General features: G+C 64.8%; 19 protein-coding genes. 1 reads left to right on the top strand and 18 read right to left on the bottom strand.

Going from position 1 to position 23,134, the window contains the following annotated elements; translation table 11 throughout:
• Positions 1–11 precede the first annotated feature (11 nt).
• From ABIB78_RS02935 to ABIB78_RS02850, 18 genes are all read right to left on the bottom strand, one after another.
• On the bottom strand, positions 12–1,151 hold the full coding sequence (locus ABIB78_RS02935) for an ABC transporter ATP-binding protein (protein ID WP_429021205.1): 1,140 nt from the start codon (positions 1,149–1,151) through the stop codon (positions 12–14).
• Entirely contained in the window at positions 1,148–2,692 is a 1,545-nt protein-coding gene (gene glpD / locus ABIB78_RS02930; RefSeq protein WP_429021203.1) for a glycerol-3-phosphate dehydrogenase, read from the bottom strand. Before glpD ends, ABIB78_RS02935 begins: the two co-directional genes overlap by 4 nt.
• On the bottom strand, positions 2,587–3,036 hold the full coding sequence (locus tag ABIB78_RS02925; RefSeq protein ID WP_429021566.1) for a hypothetical protein: 450 nt from the start codon (positions 3,034–3,036) through the stop codon (positions 2,587–2,589). The genes glpD and ABIB78_RS02925 overlap by 106 nt, the downstream gene beginning before the upstream one ends.
• A gap of 106 nt (positions 3,037–3,142) precedes the next feature.
• A complete protein-coding gene (locus tag ABIB78_RS02920; protein WP_163161530.1) occupies positions 3,143–3,973 on the bottom strand; it encodes a DeoR/GlpR family DNA-binding transcription regulator in 831 nt (276 codons plus the stop codon).
• A gap of 227 nt (positions 3,974–4,200) precedes the next feature.
• Positions 4,201–4,875, bottom strand: coding sequence for an HAD family hydrolase (locus ABIB78_RS02915; protein ID WP_429021201.1), 675 nt, complete (start codon positions 4,873–4,875; stop codon positions 4,201–4,203).
• An 81-nt stretch (positions 4,876–4,956) separates the two neighbouring features.
• Positions 4,957–5,151: a hypothetical protein gene (locus ABIB78_RS02910; RefSeq protein ID WP_429021200.1), complete on the bottom strand. Its 195-nt coding sequence runs from the start codon at positions 5,149–5,151 to the stop codon at positions 4,957–4,959.
• Between the two features lie 165 nt (positions 5,152–5,316).
• Positions 5,317–5,763 (bottom strand): acyl-CoA thioesterase, encoded by a 447-nt coding sequence (locus ABIB78_RS02905; RefSeq protein WP_429021199.1) that lies wholly within the window; start codon positions 5,761–5,763, stop codon positions 5,317–5,319.
• On the bottom strand, positions 5,760–7,856 hold the full coding sequence (locus tag ABIB78_RS02900; protein ID WP_429021197.1) for a 3-hydroxyacyl-CoA dehydrogenase NAD-binding domain-containing protein: 2,097 nt from the start codon (positions 7,854–7,856) through the stop codon (positions 5,760–5,762). Before ABIB78_RS02900 ends, ABIB78_RS02905 begins: the two co-directional genes overlap by 4 nt.
• Positions 7,857–7,858: 2 nt before the next feature.
• The gene (locus ABIB78_RS02895; protein ID WP_429021195.1) at positions 7,859–9,157 is read right to left on the bottom strand and encodes an acetyl-CoA C-acetyltransferase; all 1,299 of its coding nucleotides are present in this window, start codon (positions 9,155–9,157) and stop codon (positions 7,859–7,861) included.
• Entirely contained in the window at positions 9,135–11,402 is a 2,268-nt protein-coding gene (locus ABIB78_RS02890; protein ID WP_429021193.1) for an acyl-CoA dehydrogenase, read from the bottom strand. Before ABIB78_RS02890 ends, ABIB78_RS02895 begins: the two co-directional genes overlap by 23 nt.
• Before the next feature lie 215 nt (positions 11,403–11,617).
• Positions 11,618–12,859 (bottom strand): SMP-30/gluconolactonase/LRE family protein, encoded by a 1,242-nt coding sequence (locus ABIB78_RS02885; protein WP_429021191.1) that lies wholly within the window; start codon positions 12,857–12,859, stop codon positions 11,618–11,620.
• Between the two features lie 397 nt (positions 12,860–13,256).
• Complete coding sequence (locus tag ABIB78_RS02880) at positions 13,257–13,880, bottom strand: flavin reductase family protein (RefSeq protein WP_429021188.1); 624 nt, start codon at positions 13,878–13,880, stop codon at positions 13,257–13,259.
• A 157-nt stretch (positions 13,881–14,037) separates the two neighbouring features.
• Positions 14,038–14,646: a TetR/AcrR family transcriptional regulator gene (locus ABIB78_RS02875; protein WP_429021186.1), complete on the bottom strand. Its 609-nt coding sequence runs from the start codon at positions 14,644–14,646 to the stop codon at positions 14,038–14,040.
• A 21-nt stretch (positions 14,647–14,667) separates the two neighbouring features.
• Complete coding sequence (locus tag ABIB78_RS02870) at positions 14,668–17,805, bottom strand: efflux RND transporter permease subunit (RefSeq protein ID WP_429021183.1); 3,138 nt, start codon at positions 17,803–17,805, stop codon at positions 14,668–14,670.
• A 45-nt stretch (positions 17,806–17,850) separates the two neighbouring features.
• Positions 17,851–18,957 carry an efflux RND transporter periplasmic adaptor subunit gene (locus ABIB78_RS02865; protein ID WP_429021180.1) on the bottom strand — a complete coding sequence of 369 codons (1,107 nt, stop codon included), beginning with the start codon at positions 18,955–18,957 and terminating at the stop codon, positions 17,851–17,853.
• Between the two features lie 233 nt (positions 18,958–19,190).
• Positions 19,191–20,516, bottom strand: coding sequence for an MFS transporter (locus ABIB78_RS02860; RefSeq protein ID WP_429021179.1), 1,326 nt, complete (start codon positions 20,514–20,516; stop codon positions 19,191–19,193).
• A gap of 277 nt (positions 20,517–20,793) precedes the next feature.
• Complete coding sequence (locus ABIB78_RS02855) at positions 20,794–21,957, bottom strand: winged helix-turn-helix domain-containing protein (protein ID WP_429021176.1); 1,164 nt, start codon at positions 21,955–21,957, stop codon at positions 20,794–20,796.
• 104 nt (positions 21,958–22,061) lie between these two features.
• Positions 22,062–22,304: a hypothetical protein gene (locus tag ABIB78_RS02850; protein WP_429021173.1), complete on the bottom strand. Its 243-nt coding sequence runs from the start codon at positions 22,302–22,304 to the stop codon at positions 22,062–22,064.
• 160 nt (positions 22,305–22,464) lie between these two features.
• Here ABIB78_RS02850 and ABIB78_RS02845 point away from each other — a divergent pair, with 160 nt between their 5' ends.
• On the top strand, positions 22,465–23,097 hold the full coding sequence (locus tag ABIB78_RS02845) for an OmpA family protein (protein ID WP_429021170.1): 633 nt from the start codon (positions 22,465–22,467) through the stop codon (positions 23,095–23,097).
• Positions 23,098–23,134: the final 37 nt, after the last annotated feature.

The following is a 23,134-nucleotide window of genomic DNA, read 5'->3' as shown; positions in this document are numbered from 1 at the left end:
GGGCATCTCCCTCAATTGCTCTTGCTGGCTGACGCGCTTGCCGCAAGCGAACTGCCATATAGTTCGCTTGCAAACGCGGTCGCGGGCGACGCGACCAGGCGGTCGGCTGCGTCAAACACAAAGATATTTTCGGGATCGAGCGCGGCGGCGAGCACCTGCCCGGGTTCATATTCGTGCACGCCGTGCAGCACCGCGACCCAGTTCGAGCCGTGGACATGGACGTGGACGAAGCTCTCAGAGCCGGTGATCTCGGTCACCGTCACGGCAGCGGAGAATTTGTGGCGGCCGGTCGCGGCGCTTCCGACCTCGAGCTGGTGCGCGCGGAAGCCGATCCGGTAGGCGCCGTCAGGCAAATTGGCATAGAGGCCGGCCGCGGGCGCCTGCTCGCCGCCGGCATAAGTCACTTGCGCGCCCTTCTTCTCGATGCCGATGATGTTGAGCGGCGGATCGGAGAACACCTGCGCGACGCGCAGCGTGTCGGGATGGCGATAGACCCTCGGCGTTGCACCGATCTGCAGCGCCCGACCTTCCCACATGCACACCGTGTCGCCGCCGAGCAGCAGCGCTTCCGACGGTTCGGTGGTGGCGTAGACGAAGATCGCGCCGGAGGCCTCGAAGATGCGGGGCAGCTCGGTGCGCAACTCCTCGCGCAGCTTGTAGTCGAGGTTGGCGAGCGGTTCGTCGAGCAGCACGAGGTCGGCGCCCTTGACCAGCGCGCGCGCGATCGCGGTGCGCTGCTGCTGGCCGCCGGAGAGCTGCAGCGGGGTGCGCTTGAGATACGGCTCGAGCCGCAACAGGCTGGCCGCCTCCGTCACCCGCTGCTCGATCTCGGCGCGCGGCTTGCCCTGCACCCGCAGCGGCGAGGCAATGTTCTCGTAGACCGTGAACGAGGGATAGTTGATGAACTGCTGATAGACCATCGCGACCGAGCGCTGGCGCACGTCGGCGCCGGTGACGTCCTTGCCGTCGACCAGCACGCGGCCGGTGGTCGGCTTGTCGAGGCCGGCCAGCAGCCGCATGATCGAGGTCTTGCCCGATAGCGTCGGCCCGAGCAGCACGCTGAGCGTGCCACGCTCCAGCGTCAGCGAAACATCGCGGATGGTCGCAATGCCATCCACGGTTCGCGTGACATTCTGCAGTGTAACGCTCATGCCCGTCCTCCCGCTTCGCGGAGGGGACGTTCACCGGACACGCGGTTGGCGAGCATCCACTCGTCGAGCGCGGCGATTTCACCCGCCGTCATCCGCAAGCCCAGCTTGGATCGTCGCCAGACGACATCTTCCGCAGTCCGTGCCCATTCGGACGCCATCAGGTACCGGACTTCACTCTCCGTCAAGGTGGCGCCGAAGGAGCGGCCGAGATCATCAGCCGATGCTGCGTTGCCCAAGACTTTGCCGGCGCGCGTGCCGTAAGCATGCGCGAGACGGTTGGCGTGCGGCTGCGTGAGGAACGGGTGATTGCGAACCAGCTCGGCGCTCAGCGCCGCGACCGCGGACACGTCCATGTCGCCGCCGGGCAGCGGCGTCTTGCCGGTCCAGCCCTCCTGCGCTTTGGTGCCGCGAAGATAGGGCGACAGCCGCTCCAGCGCCTCTTCGGAGAGGCGGCGATAGGTCGTGATCTTGCCGCCATAGATCGACAGCAGCGGTGCACCGCCGGGCGTATCGAGCTCGAACACATAGTCGCGGGTCGCGGCCTTGGCTTCGCTCGCGCCGTCGTCATAGAGCGGACGCACACCGGAGTAATTCCAGACCACGTCCTCGGGCTTCACAGGCTTGGCCAGATACGCGCTGGCGGAGGCGCAGAGATACTCGATCTCCTCCCGCGTCGCCTTCACCTTGGCCGGATCACCGTCATAGTCGCGATCGGTGGTGCCGATCAGCGAGAAATCGTTCTGATAGGGAATCACGAAGATGATGCGGCCGTCGGCGTTCTGGAAGATGTAGGCGCGGTCGTGGTCGTAGAGTTTGGGCACCACGATGTGCGAGCCCTGCACCAGCCGCACCTTGGCCCGCGCGTTGACGCCGGCGCCCGACGCCAGCACCTGCTCGACCCAGGGACCGCCGGCATTGACCAGCACGCGCGCCTTGATCGTGTCGCGGGCGCCGCTCACGCCGTCCTCGACGGTGACGTGCCAGACGCCGTCGACCTGCCGGATCTCGACCGCGCGGGTGCGGGTGCGGATCTCGGCGCCGCGATCGGCCGCGTCGCGCGCAGTCAGCGCAACCAGCCGCGCGTCGTCGACGAAGCAGTCGGAATATTCAAAGCCCTTGGTGTAGCGGCCCGGGATCAGCGGCTTGCCGACCACGTCGCGTGTCAGATCCACCGAGCGCGTCGCCGGCAGCAGGTGCCGGCCGCCGATGTGGTCGTAGAGGAAGAGGCCGAGCCGCAGCAGCCAAGCCGGCCGCAGGCCGGCGTGGTGCGGCAAAACGAAACGCAACGGGCGAATGATATGCGGCGCGATCTGCCAGAGGATCTCGCGCTCGATCAGCGCCTCGCGCACCAAACGAAACTCGTAATATTCGAGATAGCGCAGACCGCCGTGCACGAGCTTGGTCGACCAGGACGACGTCCCGCTAGCCAAGTCATTCATTTCGCAGAGGAAAACAGAATTTCCCCGGCCCGCCGCATCGCGCGCGATGCCGCAGCCATTAACGCCGCCTCCGATGATGGCGAGGTCGTAAATTCGATCCAAAGAACGCTTCCCCCGGCAACCGTCTTCGCTTTGACGATTTTTACTTTCGGATTGGAGTAGATCACAACCAAAAACGAAAGCAAAGTGAAAATAGGGAACTTTAGCTGGGGATTTTTTGGGCGGAATGAGTGCGGCAGGAGCAGACTCCCCGTTCGGCACATCCGGTAGCAGACCCGTCGCCCAGAGGTGCGAGCGGAGCGAGCCTCGAAGGGGTGCGCGGGCTCGGTCGGGCCGTCAGTCCTTCGAGAGCCGCTGAAGAAGCGGCCACCTCCAGCGACGACGGCAAAGCCGTTGCGCGGCAGTGACGGTGAGGGAATTGTGCGCTCGTCGCATTCCGCTGTCATGCCCGCTTCAAGCGGGGCATCCAGTCCGCCGCGACGTCGCGGCTCCAGCGTCAATGTCTCTGGAATACTGGATCGCCCGGGGCGATGACAGCGAGAGGCTCTGAAGTCACGCGCTGCGCAGCGTCGCGGGTGCGGCGTCGGCGCCGTTGTCGTCGATATCGACTGCCGGCTTGTCCATCGCGACCACCACCTCGATGCCGCGGCTGTGACAGATGTTGGCGAGGCCCGCAGGCAGGGGCGAATCGGTGACGAAGGTCTGGATCTGACTCATATGGGCGATGCGCACCGGCGCGCTGCGGCGGAGCTTGGTCGCATCCGACACCAGCATGACGTTGCGCGCATTGGCAATGATCGCCTGCGCTACCTGCACCTCGCGATAGTCGAAGTCGAGCAGCGCGCCCTCCTCGTCGATCGCGGACGCGCCGATGATGGCATAATCGACCTTGAACTGGCCGATCAGCTGGGTTGCGGTGGAGCCGACCACGGCACCGTCGGCGCGGCGCACCGTGCCGCCGGCCACCACCACCTCGATGCGCGGATGACGGTACAGCAGCATCGCAACGTTGAGGTTGTTGGTGATAACAAGCAGATCCTCGTGCGAGGTCAGCGCGCTCGCGACCTCTTCCGTGGTGGTGCCGATATTGATGAACAGCGAGCAGCCGTTCGGAATCCGCGCGGCCGCGGCGGCGCCGATCGCCTTTTTCTCCTCGGCGGCGACGAAGCGGCGCGCCTCATAGGCGAGGTTCTCGACGCCGGAGGCGATGATGGCGCCGCCATGGATGCGGGTCAGCGACCGCTCATCGCAGAGATCGTTGAGGTCCTTGCGGATGGTTTGCGCCGACACCTCGAATCGCTTGGCAAGGTCTTCGACCATGACCCGGCCAAACGCGCGTGCGATGTTGAGGATTTCAGTCTGGCGATGGGAGAGTCCGGCCACGGCGGCCCCCTTGAAACGGCAATCGGTTTGAGCATGAACCTTTCGGAAAACCGGTTTTCCACTTTTCCGGATCATGCTCCAGCCCATGGTGCGACCGTTCGGCACGGAGGTCAACGAGCAAGCATCGGCGGGTCAAGAACTGCGTTGCAGCAATGCCAGTTGCATTCCGGCACAACGCCTCACCACGCCGTATCTTTACCAGGCCATATCTTTACCAGGCCATATCCTTACCAAGCCATGGCCGATGCAACGAGGCGGATCAATTCCGGATCGTCGAACGCCCGCACGCTGGCGACCGCGCCGGCCGCGAGCAGATCGGCATGACTGAGCCCGGTTCGCATCCCGACCGTCGCGATGCCCGCCGCCGTCGCGGACTGAATGCCGGAGCGCGAGTCCTCGAACGCCAGCGAAGCTGACGCCGCCGCGCCCGCGAGGCGCAGTCCCTCAAGATAGGGCAATGGATGCGGCTTGCCGTGCGCCAATTCATCGCCGATCACGACCGCCCTGAAGCGATGGGCGATGCCCAGTCCCGAGAGCAGCAGTTCGGCGTTCGCGCGCGGCGCGTTGGTCACCGCCACCATGGGCACGCCGGCGCTATCGGCCCGGTCGAGCAACGGCATCAATCCCGGCACCGGCACGATCTGGCCAGAGACCAGTTCGCGAAAGATCCGCTCCTTCTCGCCAAGGATGCTAGCGCGGCGTTCGGGCGGCTCGTTTGCGAGGAAGCGTTCTCCGATCGACGCGTTGGAGAAGCCTTGCAGCTCCTTGCCGAACCGCGCGTGATCGAACGCGTGTCCATGAGGGCCAAGCACCCGGTTGAACGCTGCCAGATGCAGCGGATCGGTGTCGGCCAGCGTGCCGTCGATATCGAACAGCAGCGCTTTGCCTTGTGTCTGCGGCATCCGAAAAACGTTTCCGTGAGTTCGGATGCATCAATACAGACTCTTGCGGCGCGCGCAAACGGCGCGCCGCGTGGTTCCTGATCAGGAGGCCATTTGCAGATCCTGGCCGGTAACAAGCCGACGCGCCGCGCGCTCGGCCTCGCGTGCATTGCGAAAGATTTGGCCCTCAAGGACTTGGAACCGGTGCGACGCCGCGAAAAACGCGTAACCGCCGGTATCGCGCACCACGATACCCGCGGTCTCTGAACTTACCTCGATGACGTAGCAGTCTGACATTATCGGCCTCGGTTTGATTCCGGGCCGACAACGGTGTTGCTGACCGTTTGTTCCTCAGTTTATTTGCGAAGCGAAGCGCAGCTTTTGCAATCAAGCGGCGCTCCGGTCTCAGTTTCGACGCGTTTTTCCCGTGCCGAATCAGCGGCACTTTTCGCGCGAAAGATGTCAGGTCGAAATCGTCGTGCTCTCGCGCTGGATCGGTTGCGGATGGCCCTGCTCGTCGATCGACACATAGGTGAAGTTGCCGTCGGTCACGAGGATCGACTGCTGCTCGCGGCGGCGCAGCACCCAGGCTTCAAGATGCACCGTGACCGAGGTCCGGCCCAAGCGCACGAGATTTGCGTGCACCGAGACGAGATCGCCGACATAGACCGCTTTGCGGAAATTCATCGCCTCGATCGCGACCGTCACGGTGCGGGACTTCGCCACCTTCGAGGCGAACACGCCGCCGCCGACATCCATCTGGCTGAGCAGCCAGCCGCCGAAGATATCGCCATTGGCATTGGTGTCGGCCGGCATCGCCAGCGTGCGGATGCAGAGATCGCCCTGCGGCTCGTTGCCGCTGATCGGCGGCGCGTGAACATGAGTTTCAGGTGCTTGGGTGTCGGTCATTTGAATGTCTCCCAGCCTGCGTCCGGTGCGAAACGATCGCCGAACTTCTGCGCCAGCGCGCGCAGCGCGGATACGACCCCGTCGATGCCGCGGGTGCGCGCATAGTTGAGCGGGCCGCCGCGGAACGGGGCATAACCGGTGCCGAAGATCATCGCGCCGTCGACCATATCCGGGTCGTCGACGATGCCTTCGCGCAAGGCGGCGACGCAGACATTCGAAATCGGCAGCACCAGGCGGTCGATCATTTCGTCGCTCACGCGCGGGCCGGTTTCCGGCAGCGGCGCCTTCTCCGCCTTGCCGTCCTTCCAGATGTAGAAGCCCTTGCCGGTCTTGCGGCCGAGCTCGCCCTTGGCGACCTTCTCGCGCAGCCAGGCCGGCGTCGGCGGCAAGGTGTCGCCGAACTTCGAGCGCAGCATGTCGCCGACATCGAGGCAGATATCGAGGCCGACCTGGTCGGCGAGCTCGATCGGTCCCATCGGCATGCCGAACTCGACCGCGGCCGCGTCGATCAGGCGCTGGTCGGTCTTCTCGTCCAGCATCATCATCGCTTCCAGCATGTAGGGCGTCAGCGCGCGGTTGACGAGGAAGCCCGGCGAGCTCTTCACCGGCAGCGGCAGGCGGTCGATGGCGCCGACAAAGGCGAGCGCCTCCGTGAGCATCGCGGCATCGGTGCCGTCATGACTGACGACCTCAACGAGCTGCAGCCGCGACACCGGATTGAAGAAATGCAGGCCGAGCAGCCGCTCCGGCCTTGCCAGCGTGGTGCGCAAATCCTGCAGCGGGATGCTCGACGTATTGGTGGCGAGGATCGCGCCTTGCTTCATCTTCGGCTCGAGGGAGGCATAGACCTTCTGCTTCAGCTCGAGCTTTTCCGGCACCGCCTCGATGATCAAATCGGCATTGCGGACGCCCTCGCCGTCCATGTCGGGGATCAGCCGGTCCAGCGCGTCGCGCTGGTCGATCCGCCTGCGCATGATCTTGCCGAACAGCTCCGCGGCACGCTTCATGGCGCCCGCGATCGGCTCGGCCTTCATATCAGCGAGGGTGACGCGCATATCCTGGTTGGCGCACCAGGCCGCGATATCGCCGCCCATCGCGCCGGCGCCGATGACGTGGACGTGCCGAACCTTGTTGCCGCTGCCGGCCGCCCTCTTCATCTGCTCGCGCAGAAAGAAGACGCGGATCAGGTTCTGCGCGGTCGGCGTCACCATCAGATTGGCAAACGACGCCTTCTCCGCATTCAGCATTGCCGCGCGGTTGCCGGCGTGCTTTTCCCAGAGATCGATCAGCGCTGAGGGCGCCGGATAATGCTTGCGCGGCGCCGCCTTCTCGGCCTCGCCGCGCATCCGCGAGGCGAGGATGCCCCGGACCGGACCAAGATTGAGGATCGCGTTGAGCGCGCCCGGCTTGGCACGCTTCAACCGGCCGAACACCGCGTCCTTCACCGCGTTGCGGACGTGGCGCTCCTGCGTCACGGTGTCGACCAGGCCGAGCGACTTGGCGCGGCGCGCGTCGATCGTCTTGCCGGTCAGCATCAAGGTCATCGCCTGCATCGGGTTGACCAGCTCGGTGAAGCGCACAGTGCCGCCGAGGCCGGGATGCAGGCCGAGCATCACCTCGGGGAAGCCGAACCGCGCATCGTCGATCGCGATCCGCATCTGGCAGGCCAGCGCGACCTCGAGGCCGCCGCCGAGGCAGAAACCGTGGATGACGGCGACCGAGGGCACGCGCAGCGCCTCGAGCCGATCGATCACCGCATGCGCACGGCCGATCTCGGTCTCGACCGCGCGCGGGTCGTCGGCGCCGCGGAATTCGTTGACGTCGGCGCCGGCGATGAAGCCGCTCGTCTTGGCCGAACGCACCACGAGGCCGGTCGGCCGCTGGTTCTCCAGCGCCGCGACGATCGCATCGAGCTCCTCGAGCAGATCGGCGGACAGTGTGTTGGCGCTGGTGCCGGCGCGGTCGAACAGCAACCACGCAATGCCGTCCTCGTCACGGGTCAGCTTGAAGTTCTTGTACGGGCTGTCGGCGGCCGGCTTCGGCCCGAGCTCGAGCACGCGATCGGCGAGAACGTCCATGATCCGTGAATCCATGATCACACCGTCTCTATCAACATCGCGCCGCCCTGCCCGCCACCGATGCATTCGGTGGCGACGCCGCGCCTGGTGCCGAGCCGCTTCATCGCATTGACCAGATGCAGCACGATGCGGTTGCCGCTGGTGCCGACGGGATGGCCGAGGCTGATCGCGCCGCCGTCGACATTGAGTTTTGCGCGATCGATCTGACCGGCGGCGTCGTCAAGTCCCAAAATCTCGCGGCAGAATTTGTCGTCGTTCCACGCCGCGAGGCAGCCGAGCACCTGCGTGGCAAAGGCCTCGTTCAGCTCCCAGGTCTCGACATCCTGCAAGGTCAGCCCGTTGCGCTTGAGCAGCGCATTCGCCGACAACACCGGCCCGAGGCCCATGATCGAGGGATCGAGCGCCGACCACTGGCTGTCGAGGATGACGGCCTTCGGCGTCAGCCCGTGCTTTGCCACCGCCGTCTCGGACGCCAGGATCACCCAGGAGGCGCCGTCGGTGATCTGCGAGGAATTGCCGGCGGTGACCTGGCCCCACGGGCGCTCGAACACTGGCCTCAGCTTTGCGAGGGTCTCGGGCGTCGAGTCCGGGCGGACGCCGTCGTCATGGTCATAAAACTTGCCGTCGCGGGAGAATGCGGTCTCGACCTCGCCCTTCAGAAAGCCTTGCTTCTGCGCGTTGGCCAGCCGTTGGTGGCTCTCGGCGGCGTAGGCGTCGGACTGAGCGCGCGTGATGCCGAAGAGATGGCCGACCTTCTCGGCTGTTTGCCCCATGTTGAGCTCGGTGATCGGATCGGTCAGACCGCGCTCGAGGCCGATGATCGGCTTGAAGTAACTCGGCTTCACCTTCAGCGCCGCGGCAATCTTGGCACCCAACCCCTTGGCGCCGGCAAAGCCGGCAAACCAGCGCACGCCGGAATTGGGCCAGACCAGCGGCGCGTGGCTCAAGGCCTCGGCGCCGCCGGCGAGGATCAGATCGGAGATACCCTCCCGGATATAGCGATAGCCGGTGTCGATCGACTGCATGCCGGAACCGCAATTAATCTGCACGGTGAAGGCGACCATCTGCTCGCCCATGCCGAGCCTGAGCGCCGCGACCCGCGCCGGGTTCATCTCGTCGGCGATCACGTTGACGCAGCCGAGGATGACCTGGTCGAAGGCGGTGGGCGCGAAGGGCTGGCGCGCCAACAGCGGCCGGCCGCATTGCACGGCGAGATCGACCGGGGTGAACGGGCCGGGACCAGAGCGCGCCTTCAGGAACGGCGTCCGGCTGCCGTCGACGATGGTCGCGCCATCAGCTCGCCGCCCTCTGCTCACCCAGCTCCTGGAAGAACTGATGCACACCGGCGGATTTCTTGTAAATCGGCGACAGCGCCTCCGGCGCAAAATCATCGACCTCGATGACCTTTGCGACGGCCTCATGCGCAGCCGCGAGCTTCTCGCCGTCGGCCTGGGTGATGACGCCCTTCTTGACGGCATCCTTCCAGTCATGCAGCCGCGCCGCACGCAGCTGTTTGGCGGCGTCCTCGGCCTCGGCAACGAGGCGGAAGGCCTTCTCCAGCCGCGCGATGCCGCCGTCATCCTCGACAAAGGCGAGATCCGGTGTCAGGCGGTCGCGCGCCGTCGACGGCGACAGCACGAGCTGCGCACACAGATGCACGACGCGGTCCGACGGGCCCGTGACGCGCGCGCCGAACGGCTGGATCAGGAATTTCAGTACCCACGCCACGGGGCGGTTCGGCAAATTGGCAAGGATTTCCGCAAAGCGGTTCTCGATGGTCTTGAAGCCGGATGCCATGCACCAATCGAGCGCGGGAAGATCCTCCTTCTGGCGGCCCTCGTCCTGCCAACGCTTCAGCGCGGCCGAGAGCAGGTACAGCTCGGAGAGGATGTCGCCGAAGCGCGCGGAGAGCATTTCCTTGCGCTTCAGCGCGCCGCCGAGCGTGAGCAGCGCCATGTCGGCGCACAGCGCGAATGCCGACGAATAGCGGGACAGCTGGCGATAGAACTCCGTGGCATCGCCGGCATCCGGCGCCGGAGCGAACAGGCCGAAAGTCCAGCTGCGGCCCCAGGCGCGGAACATGGTCGCAAAGCTGTGGCCGACATGCTGCCAGAAGGCGGTGTCGAACGCGGTGAGCCCCTTGTCGCGATCGGCCTCGCCCAGCGCTTTCATCTCCTGCAGGAGATAGGGATGCGCGCGGATCGCGCCCTGCCCGAACACGATCAGATTGCGGGTCAGGATGTTCGCGCCCTCGACCGTGATGCCGACCGGCACCGAACGGTAGAGCCCGCCGAGATAATTCTGCGGCCCGTCGATCACGGCCTTGCCGCCATGGATGTCCATGGCGTCATCGATCGCGATCCGCATCCGCTCGGTGGCGTGCAGCTTCATGATGCCGGAGATGACGGCGGGGTGATGTCCCTCGTTCAGCGCGGCGCAGGTCAGCCGTCGCGCGGCGTCGAGCAGGTAGGCCGTGCCGGCGATGCGCGCCAGCGGCTCCTCAATGCCCTCGAATTTCGAGATCGAGATACCGAACTGCTCGCGGATGCGCGCATAGGCGCCGGTGGTGCGCGCGGCATAGGCAGCGCCGGCGGCCGACAGCGACGGCAACGAGATGCCGCGGCCGGCGGCGAGCGCCGTCATCAGCATCTTCCAGCCCTGGCCGAGCCGCTCTTGGCCACCGATGATGTAGTCCAACGGGATGATGACATCGCGGCCCCAGTTCGGACCGTTCTGGAACACCTGCATCGCCGGCAGATGGCGCTGGCCGATCGATACGCCGGGCAGATGGGTCGGGATCAGCGCGACCGTGATGCCGAGGTCTTCCTCGCTGCCGACGAGGTGATCGGGATCATAGGCCTTGAAGGCGAGGCCGAGCAGCGTCGCGACCGGACCGAGCGTGATGTAGCGCTTGTGCCAGTTCAGCCTGAGCCCAAGCACTTCGCGGCCCTCGAAATTGCCCTTGCAGATGATGCCGCTGTCGATCATCGAGGCGGCATCGGAGCCGGCCTCGGGGCTGGTCAGGCCGAAGCAGGGAATGTCCTGGCCCGAGGCCAGGCGCGGCAGCCATTTGTCCTGCTGCTCCCGGGTGCCGAAGCGCATCAGCAGTTCGCCGGGCCCAAGCGAGTTCGGCACCATCACGGTGACGGCCGCGGTCAGCGAGCGCGACGATATCTTGCGCACCACTTCGGAATGCGCATAGGGCGAGAAGCCGAGGCCGCCGAATTCCTTCGGGATGATCATGCCGAAGAATTTCTTCGCCTTGATGAAGGCCCAGACCTCCGGCGGCAGATCGCGCCATTCCCAATTGATCTTCCACTCGTCGAGCATCTTGCAGAGTTCGTCGACCGGACCGTGCAGGAAGGCATTCTCCTCTTCGGTCAACCTGGCCGGCGCGAACGCCAGCAATTTCGACCAGTCGGGGTTGCCGGTGAACAGATCGGCGTCCCACCAGACGTCGCCGGCTTCCAGCGCCTCGCGCTCGGTATCCGACATGGTCGGCAGCACGCCACGCGCCCAGGAGAAGATCGGTTTTGTAATGTAGTCGCGGCGGAAGCTCATGGCGGGGTCCTCATGGATCGGCGCAGCGCCGGGATGATCCTAACGGAAAGTGCCGGTCACGGGTGAACACTTCGCCCTGCAAATAAAGCGAAATTGACGCGGCCGAGCCGCCGTTTGTTAACGGCAGGCCGCGCGTTCAGTTCCGAAAGCCGAGCTGCGACAATCAGGTAGCAGGGGGACGCCGACAGCTCGTGCCGGCGCCCCGCTCCCGCGCCTTAGGCCGGCCCGGCGCCTTGGGTGGCGGTATAGACCGCGTAAAGCGACTGGCTTGCGGCCATGAACAGTCGGTTGCGCTTGGGGCCACCGAAAGTGATGTTGCCGCAGACCTCGGGTAGCCGGATGCGGCCGAGCAGCTTGCCTTCGGGTGACCACACCGTCACGCCGTTGTAGCCAACCGCGCGGCCGGCATTGCTCGAGCACCAGACATTGCCGTTGACGTCGCAGCGGATGCCGTCCGGCCCGCACTTCACGCCGTCGATCGTGAAATCGCTGAACCGCTTGCCGTTGGAGAGCTTGTTGTCGGCGCCGACATCGAACACGAAGACGTCGCCCTTGCCGCCGGGGCCTGTGTCGCCGGGTCCCTTGCCGGTCGAGACCACGTAGAGCTTCTTGTAATCAGGCGAGAAGCTGAGGCCGTTCGGGTCGGGCACCTGGTCCTCGCTCACGACGAGATCGACCCGCCCCGAGGGATCGATGCGATAGCAATTGGTCGGCAGCTCGCGCTTGGCCGGCGCGAAGCCAGCCGGTTGGCCGATCCGCGGATTGAGCTTGCCGGCGGAATTGCTCGGGCCACCGGCCGCGTCAGGCTCGCCCTCATAGAGCTGGCCGCCATAGGGCGGATCGGTGAACCAGTAGCTGCCATCGGGATGCGCGACGACGTCGTTCGGCGAGTTCAGCCGCTTGCCTTGATAGGAATCGGCAAGCACGGTCGCGGTGCCGTCATTCTCGTAACGCGTCACGCGGCGGGTGAGATGTTCGCAGGACAGCTGGCGGCCCTGGAAGTCGAACGAATTGCCGTTCGAGTAGTTCGACGGCATGCGGAAGACGCTGACATGGCCGTCATCCTCCGACCAACGCATCTGCCGGTTGTTCGGGATGTCGCTCCACAGGAGATAGCGGCCCTGCGAGCTCCAGGCCGGGCCTTCCGCCCACAACAGACCGGTATGGAGGCGCATGATCGAGGTGTTGGGCTGGGCAAGGTCGTTGAAGGACGGATCGACCGCGATGATGTCGGGGTCCCAGAAATAGGTGGTCGGCGCACCGCGGGGACTGAAGTCGCGCGGCGGGCTGGTGATCGTGGTCGGTGGCCCGACCGGCGCGGGCGCGTTCTGGGCCAGCGCCTTGCCAATACCCGTTGCGGCGGCAGCGGAAACCGCCAGCCCCTGGACAAGCGTTCGTCGTGAAACGTTCGGATCGCGCCGCGGTTCTTTTTGATCGCTCCGCTGTTGGCGTGTCATCGCATCCTCCCACTCTGTTGGCCGGCCGTTGATCCGGCCTGGCCGTGGGAGGTTAGACTGCTCGCGTCAAGGTTGCGAGTGACGGTTTTTCATCACAGCGCGCGGATATTTCACATTGTTGTGGTGAGGTCGTCATCGCGACGCGTGCGAGTAGCAGTACATCGACGTTCCCTACCTCGCCCCGCTTGCGGGGAGAGGCATAGGCCGCTGTCGGCGGCCGTTCTAAAGAACGCCGAAGCAGAGCTTCGGCTATGACGCATCGCAAGATGCGTTCCGGGTGAGGGGTACAGGTCTCACCGCGTTCGCAACGCGTGGAGACAGCCCCGCACCCCGACCCTCTAGGAGCGAGCTTCGCTCGTCTCGACCCCGCAAGAGCGGGGCGAGGGAGAAGAAAGAACTAATCCGGCCGGATCATCTCGAACAGGTTCTCCGGCTTGATCTCGAAATAATCGCCGCGCCGGCCGGCCCGGACGATCGGGTGGGCCAATCCGGTCTGGTAGACGCCGTCCTTGATGAAGGCCTTATCGATGTGGACGGCGACGACCTCGCCGAGCGTCAGCCAGGCCTCCGCCTTCTTGCCGTCGGCGCCCTGCAACTGGACGATCTGGCTCACCTTGCATTCGAACGACACCGGGCTTTCGGCGACGCGCGGCACGTTGACGAGCTTGCCGGCGACCTGCGTCAGCCCTGCGAGCTTGAACTCGTCGACATCGCGCGCGACATGCGCCGCCGTCGCATTCATGTGCTTGGCGAGATCCATCGTTGCCAGATTCCAGACGAACTCGCCGGTGTCCTCGATGTTGGCGACGCTATCCTTCCAGTTGGTGGAGGAGAAACCGATGATCGGCGGCACGTAGCAGAAGGCGTTGAAGAAGCTGTAGGGCGCGAGGTTGACGTTGCCGCCCTTGTCGCGTGAGGAAATCCAGCCGATCGGCCGTGGCGCGACAATGGCGTTGAACGGGTCGTGCTTCAGGCCGTGGCCATTCTTCGGCTCGTAGAAATGCAGGTCTTTGGCGGTCACGGCCGGCCCCTCTCACGGTAGCCCGGAAGAAGCGCAATCCGGGACTCGTCTCACAAGCGGAAGCAACCCGGATCACGCCGCGCTCCATCCGGTCTACAACGTCGCTTCGCTCGCAATGACGGGAGAGTCAACTGACGAAAATGTCAGTGCTGGCAGCTCAATTGGCGCGGGCGCGCGGCGACAGGCCGGCAAGGACGAAATCGATCATCTCGTCGATGGTCGGGCCCGGCTTGGTGGCGCACTGGGCGATCATCTGCGGGTGGAAGAACCGCATCATCGCCGTGCAGGCGCAGAGCGCGGCGACCTGAAGGTCCTTGACCTCGAACTCGCCCGAGGCCGCGCCTTGCGCGATCACCTGGCCGATGGTCATGGCGATCAGCTCCATATGCGCGGTGCAGACCTCCCAGTCCTCCTGCATCGCGATCTCGACCATCTCGTGCAGCTTGGAATCGCCGACATAGCGCTCGGTGTTCATGCGATTGATGGTCGTCATCATCTGCCGCAAACGGGTCGCGGCCGGCCCATCCGACGCCGCAATCCGCTGCGCCTCGATCTCGACCCCGCCCATCAGGGTGCGCGCCACGCCTTCATGGATCGATTTCTTCGAATCGAAGAAGCGGTACACGTTGGCGGGGCTCATCCGCAGCTCTTTGGCGATGTCGGCGACCGTGGTCTTCTGGTAGCCGATCTGCCGGAACAGGCGCTCCGCCACCACGAGAATCCGCTCGCGGGTGTCGGTTTCGCTATGTTCCGAGATCAGTGTCATGTTGGCCTGCTCAATCTTCAATTATTCGGCAGCCTCAGCAAGCGGAAATGCGAGTTCTCCCTTACCCGCATGCTGCGGCGCAGTATTGGTTTGCTCGGGGCCGCTCTCCTCGAGGGTCTTGCGGAACCAGAGGGCGTAAAGGCCCGGCAGATACAGCAAGGTCAGGAAAGTCGCAACAAACAAACCACCCATGATGGTGATTGCCATCGGGCCCCAGAACGCCGAGCGCGACAGCGGGATCATGGCGAGGATCGCCGCGAGCGCGGTCAGCACCACCGGCCGGGCGCGCCGGACGGTGGCTTCCACGATCGCCTCGCGCCGCGTCAGGCCGGACGACACGTCGCTCTCGATCTGATCGACCAGGATCACGGCGTTGCGCATGATCATGCCGGCGAGCGCGATCAGACCGAGCAGCGCCACGAAGCCGAACGGCTGGTTGGCGACATTCAGGCCGAGCGAGGCGCCGACGATGCCGAGCGGCGCCGTCAGGAACACCAGGAACAGGCGCGAGAAGCTCTGCAGCTGGATCATCAGGAGCGTCAGCATCACCATCACCATCACCGGGAAGAGGATGAAGATCGACGCATTGCCCTTGGCCGACTCCTCGAAGGCTCCGCCCGGCTCGATCCGGTAGGCCGGCTCGAGATGGGCCTGGATGTCCTTCAGCTTCGGCGAGATCTGGTTGGTGACGTCGGGCGCCTGCACGCCGTCGACGACGTCGGAGCGCACGGTGATCGCCATGTCGCGGTTGCGCCGCCACAGGATCGGCTCCTCATGCGCATATTCGATTTTTGCAATCTGCTGCAGCGGCACGACGACACCATTGCGCGAGGTGATGGTGAGATCGCCGACGCGGCCGAGATCGAGCCGCTCGGACGGCACCGCACGGGCGACCACGCCGACCTTCTCGATGCCGTCGCGGATCGTGGTGACCGGCGCGCCCGAGATCAGCATTGCCAGCGCCTGCGAAACATCCTGCGGGGTCAGGCCGAGCGCGCGCGCCCTGTCCTGGTCGACGGCGAGCTTCAGGTAGGGCGACTGCTCGTTCCAGTCGAGCTGGACGTCCTTGACGTTCGGGTTCTGGCGCATGACGTCGCGGACCTGGTAGGCGATATCGCGCACCTTGTTGGCGTCGGGCCCGATCACGCGGAACTGGACCGGGAAGCCGACCGGCGGACCAAAGTTGAAGCGGTCGACCCGGACCCGCGCCTCGTTCAGCGCGCCGTCGGCGGCGGCCTGCTCGATCTTCGCCTTGACGCGCTCGCGTGCCTCGACGTTCTTGGCGAGGATCACGATCTCGGCGAAGGCCTCGTTCGGCAGCTGCGGGTTGAGGCCGAGCCAGAAGCGCGGCGAACCCTGGCCGACATAGGCGGTATAGGTCTGAATGTCCTGGTCGTCCTTCAACAGCCCTTCGGCCTTCTTCACAGCCTTCTCGGTAACGTTGAAGGCGGTGCCTTCGGGCAGACGGAGCTGCAGGAACAGTTCCGGCCGTTCCGACAGCGGGAAGAACTGCTGCTGGACGTGGCCGAAGGCCACGATCGAGGCGACGAAGACGCCGACGGTCGCCACCACCACCTTGATGCGGTGATCGACGCACCACTGCACCACGCTGCGCAGGCCGCGATACATCCGCGTCTCGTAGATCGCGTGCGGATCGTGGTTCTGGTGCACCTTGATGTTCGGCAACAGCTTGACGCCGATATAGGGCGTGAAGATCACCGCGACGAACCATGAGGCGACCAGCGCGATCGCCACGATCCAGAAGATGCCGCCGGCATATTCGCCGACCGCCGAATTGGCAAAGCCGATGGGGAGGAAGCCAGCGGCCGTGACCAGCGTTCCCGTGAGCATCGGAAACGCGGTAGATTCCCAGGCAAAGGACGCCGCCTTCATGCGGTCCCAGCCCTGTTCCATCTTCACCACCATCATCTCGACCGCGATGATGGCGTCGTCGACCAGGAGGCCGAGCGCGATGATCAGCGCGCCGAGCGTGATGCGGTGCAGGTCGAGCGACATCGCATTCATCACGATGAACACGATGCCGAGCACCAGCGGCACCGACAGCGCCACCACGATGCCGGTGCGCCAGCCGAGCGCGACAAACGAGACGAACAGCACGATCGCGAGCGCCTCGACGAAGGAGTGCACGAATTCGCCGACGGCATGCTCGACCACCTTGGGCTGGTCGGCGATCTGCTGGATATCGACGCCCTGCGGCACCGCCTTCATGAACTCGGCGGTCGCCTTCTGGACCTCCTTGCCGAGATCCAGGATGTTGGCGCCCTTGGCGGTGACGATGCCGATGCCGAGCGCCGGCTTGCCTTCCTGGCGCACCACGAAGCTCGGCGGATCGACATAGCCGTGGCTGACGGTCGCGATATCGCCGAGCCGGAACACGCGGCCATTGCTCTCGACCGGCGTCTCCGCAACCGCCTTGACGCCGTCGAGTGCGCCGGTGACGCGCAGTGGCACGCGCTGCGAGGAGCTCTCGACGGTGCCGGCCGGGGTGACATTGTTCTGCTTGGCGAGCGAATCGAACAGCGCCTGCGGCGTGATGCCAAGCGTCGCAAGCTTGGCATGCGAGAATTCAACGAAGATGCGCTCGTCCTGGATGCCATAGAGGTCGATCTTGGTCACCCCTGGCACCTTTAGCAGGCGCTGGCGGAAGCCCTCGGCGACCTTCTTGAGCTGCGCATAATTGGCGCCGTCGCCGGTCATCATATAGAGGATCGAATCGACGTCGGAGAATTCGTCGTTGACCACGGGACCGAGGATGCCGGATGGCAGCTCGCCCTGCACGTCGACCAGCTTCTTGCGCAAGAGGTAGAAGAGATAGGGCACGTCCTTCGGCGAGGTCGAATCCTTGAAGGAGACCTGCATCGCCGTGAAGCCCGGCTTGGAATAGGTCTGCACCTTGTCGAAGAACGGCAGTTCCTGCAGCTTCTTCTCGATCGGATCGGCGACCTGCATCTGCATTTCCTGCGAGGTCGCACCCGGCCACATCACCGAGACGTTCACCACCTTCACCGTGAAGAACGGATCCTCGGCGCGGCCGAGCTTCTCGTAGGAGAAGAAGCCGGCGGCGCCGAGGATGATCATCAGGAACAGCACCAGCGTCGGATGGCTGACCGCCCAGGCCGAAAGGTTGAAGCGCTTCATCGAACTCTCCAGGTCCCAGAACCGTTTCCGCTGCTATTGCGGGGGTTAGAACGACAGCGACGATACGACCCGCACCTTCTGGCTGGGATCGAGTTTCTGCACACCGAGGGCGACCACCTTGGCGCCATCGTCGACGCCGCCGGAGATGACGACGTTGTTGCTCTCATAGGCCTTCACCTTGACCGGCTTCAGCGCGATGTCGCCCTTGTCATCCACGATGTAGAGCGAGGGATCGCCGCCCTGGCTGTACAGCGCCGACAGCGGCAGTTTTGCCACCCGCTCGCTCGCCTTGTCGGCCAGCGTCAGCGTCGCGGTCATGCCGAGCGAGACGGCCTCGTCGGCGTCCGGCAGCGAAAATTTGGCGAGATAGGTGCGGGTGGCGGGATCCGCCGACGGCGCAACCTCGCGCAGCTTGGCGGCGTAGGTCTTCTTCGCATCCGACCACAGCGTCACCGTGGCAACGCCCGACCTGGCACGAGCAAGAAGCGTCTCTGGGACCGCGACGACAGCTTCCTTCTCGCCAAGTCGGGCGACACGGATCGATGCCTGGCCCGCGGCAACCACCTGGCCGGGCTCGATCATGGTCGCTGTGACTACACCCCGGATGTCAGCCACCAGCGTTGCATAAGAGAGGGAGTTCCTGGTCAGCTCGACCGAACGCTCGGCGCGGTTCAGCCGCGCCCGCGCCTCGTCGCCGGCGGCCTTGGCGGAATCGAGTGCCGCATCGGTGGTCCAGCCCTTGGCCTTCAGGTCCTTGGCGCGCTGCTCGGCGGCCGCAGCCTGCGCCAGCACGCCGGTGGCGGCGCGGAATTCGGCCTCCGCCTGCTCGGCCTGCAGCTTCAGATCGATCTCGTCGAGGGTGGCCAAGGGCTGGTCGACGTCGACTGTCTGTCCGACCTCGACTAGCCGCTTGGCCACCTTGCCGGCAACCCGAAAGCCCATATCGGCTTCGATCCGGGGCTTGATGGTGCCGACAAAGCTGCGCTCAGGGGTTTCGGCTTCGTAATGGACGGTCGCCACCAAAACGGGACGTCCCGGATCGGTGTTTTCGGCGGCCTTCTCGTTGCAGCCGGCCAGGGCGAACACCGCAAAAGCCAGCGACGCTCCGGTCAAGAGCCTGTAATAGCTCGACAAAACGGAACGAACGAACATCTGAAATCTCCATCGGGCTGACCACTGATGAAGAGTATCGATTTATCACTGATGAATGTCAATATTCGTCAGTGAACACCAATTCGTGAGCCCGACGTTATTTAACGCGAGGTTAAGCGGGAACTTTTGGAAACCGCGTAGCCCGGAAGGAGCGCAGCGAAATCCGGGGCGGTCTGCGCAGCAAGTACGGCGACCCCGGATTTCGCTTTCACTCTACCCATCCTCCGGGTGCGCTATTTCGCTCCCGCAAACTCGGCCTTGGTCTCGTGGCTGCCGAGGAACACCAGCAGGCCGCCGATCAGCGGCAGCAGCGACAGCACCAGCAGGCCGGTCGACGTGCTGCCGGTCGCTTCCTTGACCCAGCCGATCAGATAGGGCCCGCCGAAACCGGCGAGGTTGCCGATCGAGTTGATCAGCGCGATCGCGCCGGCCGCAGCGGTGCCGGACAGCCAGGCTGTCGGCAGCGTCCAGAACACCGCGAAGGTGCAAAAGATGCCGATCGCGGCGACCGTCAGCACGACCATCGTCATGATCGGATTCGAAATGTAGCTCGAGACGCCGAGCGCGAGCGCGGTCAGCAGCAGCGGCGCGCCGACATGGAAGACCCGCTCGCGCACGGCGTCCGAACGGCGCGCCCACAGGATCATTGCGATCGTGCCGAACAGATAGGGGATCGCGGTGACGAAGCCAGTCTGCGCATTGGTGAGGCCGAACGCCTTGACGATCTGCGGCAGCCAGAACTGCATGCCGTAGAGCGCGCCGACGAAGCCGAAATAGATCGCGCTGAGCGCCAGCACCTTCGGCGAGGACAACGCCTCGAACAGCGTGAAGTGCCGGGCCGCCTGCTTGGCCGCGACCTCGGCATCGAGCTTCGCCTTCAGCCACGCCTTCTGCTCGGCCGAGAGCCAGTCGGCCTTCTCCGGCCGGTCGGTCAGATAGAACCAGGTGACGATGCCGAGCAGCACCGAGGGAATACCCTCGATGACGAACAGCCACTGCCAGCCCTTCAGCCCCATCGCGCCGTCGAGGCCGAGCAACAGGCCGGAGATCGGCGCGCCGATCACGGTCGAGATCGGCACGGCAAGCGCGAAGGCGGCGAGGAAGCGCGCGCGATACTCGGCCGGATACCAGTAAGTGAGATAGAGGATGATGCCGGGGAAGAAGCCGGCCTCGGCCACGCCGAGGAAGAAGCGCAGCGCGTAGAAGCTGTGCTCGTCGTAGACCGCCGCCATCAACGCCGAGAGGATGCCCCAGCTCACCATGATACGGGCGATCCATTTGCTGGCGCCGAACCTCTCCAGCGCCAGATTGCTCGGCACCTCGAAGATGAAATAGCCGACGAAGAAGATGCCGGCGCCAAAGGAGAACACCACCGGCGAGAACTTCAGCTCGGAGTTCATGGTCAGCGCGGCAAAGCCGAGATTGACGCGGTCGAGATAGGAGAAGAAGTACGCCAGGATCAGGAACGGGATCAGCCGCCAGGAGATCGCGCGGATCGTGGATGTCTCGATCTCGCTGCGGGCGCCGCCATCGGGCGCAAGGGTTGCGGTCTGGCTCATCAGTTCCCCCAAAGCTATTGCTTGCCTGAGGATTATTGGGTGGCCCCGGATTGAGCAATGGCAAAAAACTCATAGCGCACAGCCCGAACGGGGACCCTTGCCGTCCCGGGCGCGATGGTCCGTGGCAGCCTACGGATCGGCTATAAACCGGCTGTCATCGTCCGCGAATGCGGACGATGACAGTACGCCGCGGCCTCTCCGCATCACTACGCAAGCCTGTCGTTACTGGATGCCCCGCCTGCGCGGGGCATGACGGTGGTGGTTGTCGTGCGGTCGTTCAATCCGCGAGCTGGAAGCGCTCGAAGCGCTCGAGCTCCTCCTCGATGCGGCGCTTCAGCTCCTTGCGTGCCGCCTGCTTCTTGCCGTTGCCGACCCAGCTCCATTTCTGCATCAGGAGCTTCTTGTTCTGCCGGTCGGTCTTCAGGTCGAGCGCGGCGACGATGTCGTCACCGACCAGCACCGGGAGCGCGAAATAGCCGAACAGGCGCTTCTGCTTCGGCACGTAGGCCTCGAACCTGTGGCCATAGCCGAAGAACAGCTCGGTGCGCTTGCGCTGGATAATCAGGGGATCGAACGGCGAGAGGATATGAACGAGGGCGGGATCGCCCTCGCCGGTCGCTTCCAGCACCTCGGGCCGCGCCCAATGCTCCTGCTTGCCGGCGCCGTCGAGCGCGATCCGGACCAGCTCCTTGCGGCGCAGGCGCGCCTCGATCAGGCTGCGCACCGCCTTCTTGCTCGGCGCATCGAGATGGCAGATCGAGTCCAGGCTGACGATGCCCTGCGAGCGCAGCGCGCGGTCGAGCAGGTAGGCGATCCGGGCCGAGGCCGGCGCGGGTTTCGGCGGCTTGTCCCAGCCGAAATGCCTACTTATCAGCTCGTAGGTCTTCAGCATGCCGGCGCGCTCGCTGATCGTGACCACGCCGCCATAGAAGGCGAGCTGCAGCGCGCGCTTGGAGGGCTTTCGGCTCTGCCAGAGATGCTCCTTCTCGGTCAGCACGTCGTCGTCGATATCGCGGATAGTCAGCGGACCGGCACGCAGCAGCCGCATGACCTTGCGCGTATCCGCCGGCGTCACCGACGAGAACCATTTATGTCCGTCGCGCTTGTGCGCCTTCATCACCGGCAGGAAGATGCCGATGTCCTTGGACGGAATGTACGACAGCGCGTGCGTCCAGTATTCGAACACGCTCTTGTCCTGGCTCTGCGCCTGCCTGAGGTCGGCGCGGCGATAGTCCGGAATGCGGGTGAACAGGATGTGGTGGTGGCAGCGCTCGATCACGTTGATGGTGTCGATCTGCACATAGCCGAGATGGTCGACGGCGGCCGCCACGGCTGACGCCCCCTCCCCGAACGGCGCCTTTGTATCGAGCCGCTGCGCGCGCAGCCAGATGTGGCGGGCGGCGGCGTTGTTCAAGGACAAGGGTTCGGCGGCGCGGGGCATTGCCTCAGCAATGTAGTGAGATTCGCGCGGCTGTGGAGAGCCGCGCGAGGGAAATCAGCTCGGCGTCATCATGCACGTTTCGGCGTGCGGGCGATTCGGCGCAGCTACGCCAACCCGACGGCCCGCCGCAACCACGGGACGTCCCGCATCGCCGCCGCGAGTGCGGCGCTTTCCTCATGGAAGACCCGGGACGAATGACCGCCAACCGGAAACCAGCCGCGGCCATCTTCGACGTCCCGCCGATATTCCTCGAAGCCGATGGTCCCTTCCCGACGCACGAAGATATCGACGCAGCGCGCGGCATCTTCGTCATTGATCGAGCGCAGGACGCGATTGACGTGAGCCATGTTGGCTCTCCCTTTCAGCTGCCCCTTGCTTGCCGCAAAAAGGGCTCGGAACATCCATCTGTGATCTAGATCACATTCCCGGCTTTGAACCGGTCCTAGATTCCCAGCATCAAAACGACAGCAGCCGGATTGGCTGGCTCGACATTTTAAGGACGAAACCATGACCCGCTCTCTTTCTCTGTCTCTTTTGACAATCGGCGCTGCGCTGTCGATGACGGCGGGCGTTGCACTGGCCGGCGGCGACACCGTTCCGGCCGCCCAGATCCTCCATGCGCTGAAGCCGAAGCAAGCCACCCGCAGCCTCTCCGCCGGCACACAGGTCGACCCGGCCGCAACAGCCAAGGAGACGAGCTTCCTCAACACGGTTCGCAACCGGCAGACCCGCTCGCTCTCGCTCGGCGAACGCCAGGAGATCGCCGACATCGCCGCCAACAAGCCGAAGATCGATCTGGAGATTCACTTCGACTACAACTCGGCTGACATCAGCAAGGGCTCGACCCAGGCGGTGCAGGAACTCGGCAAGGCGCTGTCAGATGCCAGCATGAAGGGCTCGACCTTCGTCGTCGCCGGCCACACCGACGCGATCGGCGGCAAGGCCTACAACCAGGACCTGTCGGAGCGCCGCGCCGATACCATCAAGAAGTATCTGGTCGAGCATTACGGCCTGAACGGCTCGGACCTTGTGACCGTCGGCTACGGCAAGACCCGGCCGAAGGATCCGACTGCGCCGATGGACCCGACCAATCGCCGCGTACAGGTCGTCAACATGGATACCAAGACGGCGTCGCAGTAATCTCCCGCAAACTCGATCCGTCTGCCACGCCCGGCAG

The organism is Bradyrhizobium sp. I1.14.4 (assembly GCF_050435825.1).
Classification (GTDB): Bacteria; Pseudomonadota; Alphaproteobacteria; order Rhizobiales; family Xanthobacteraceae; genus Bradyrhizobium.
The sequence above is the reverse complement of the archived record's forward strand: the minus strand, read 5'-3'. Positions and strand labels throughout refer to the sequence as shown.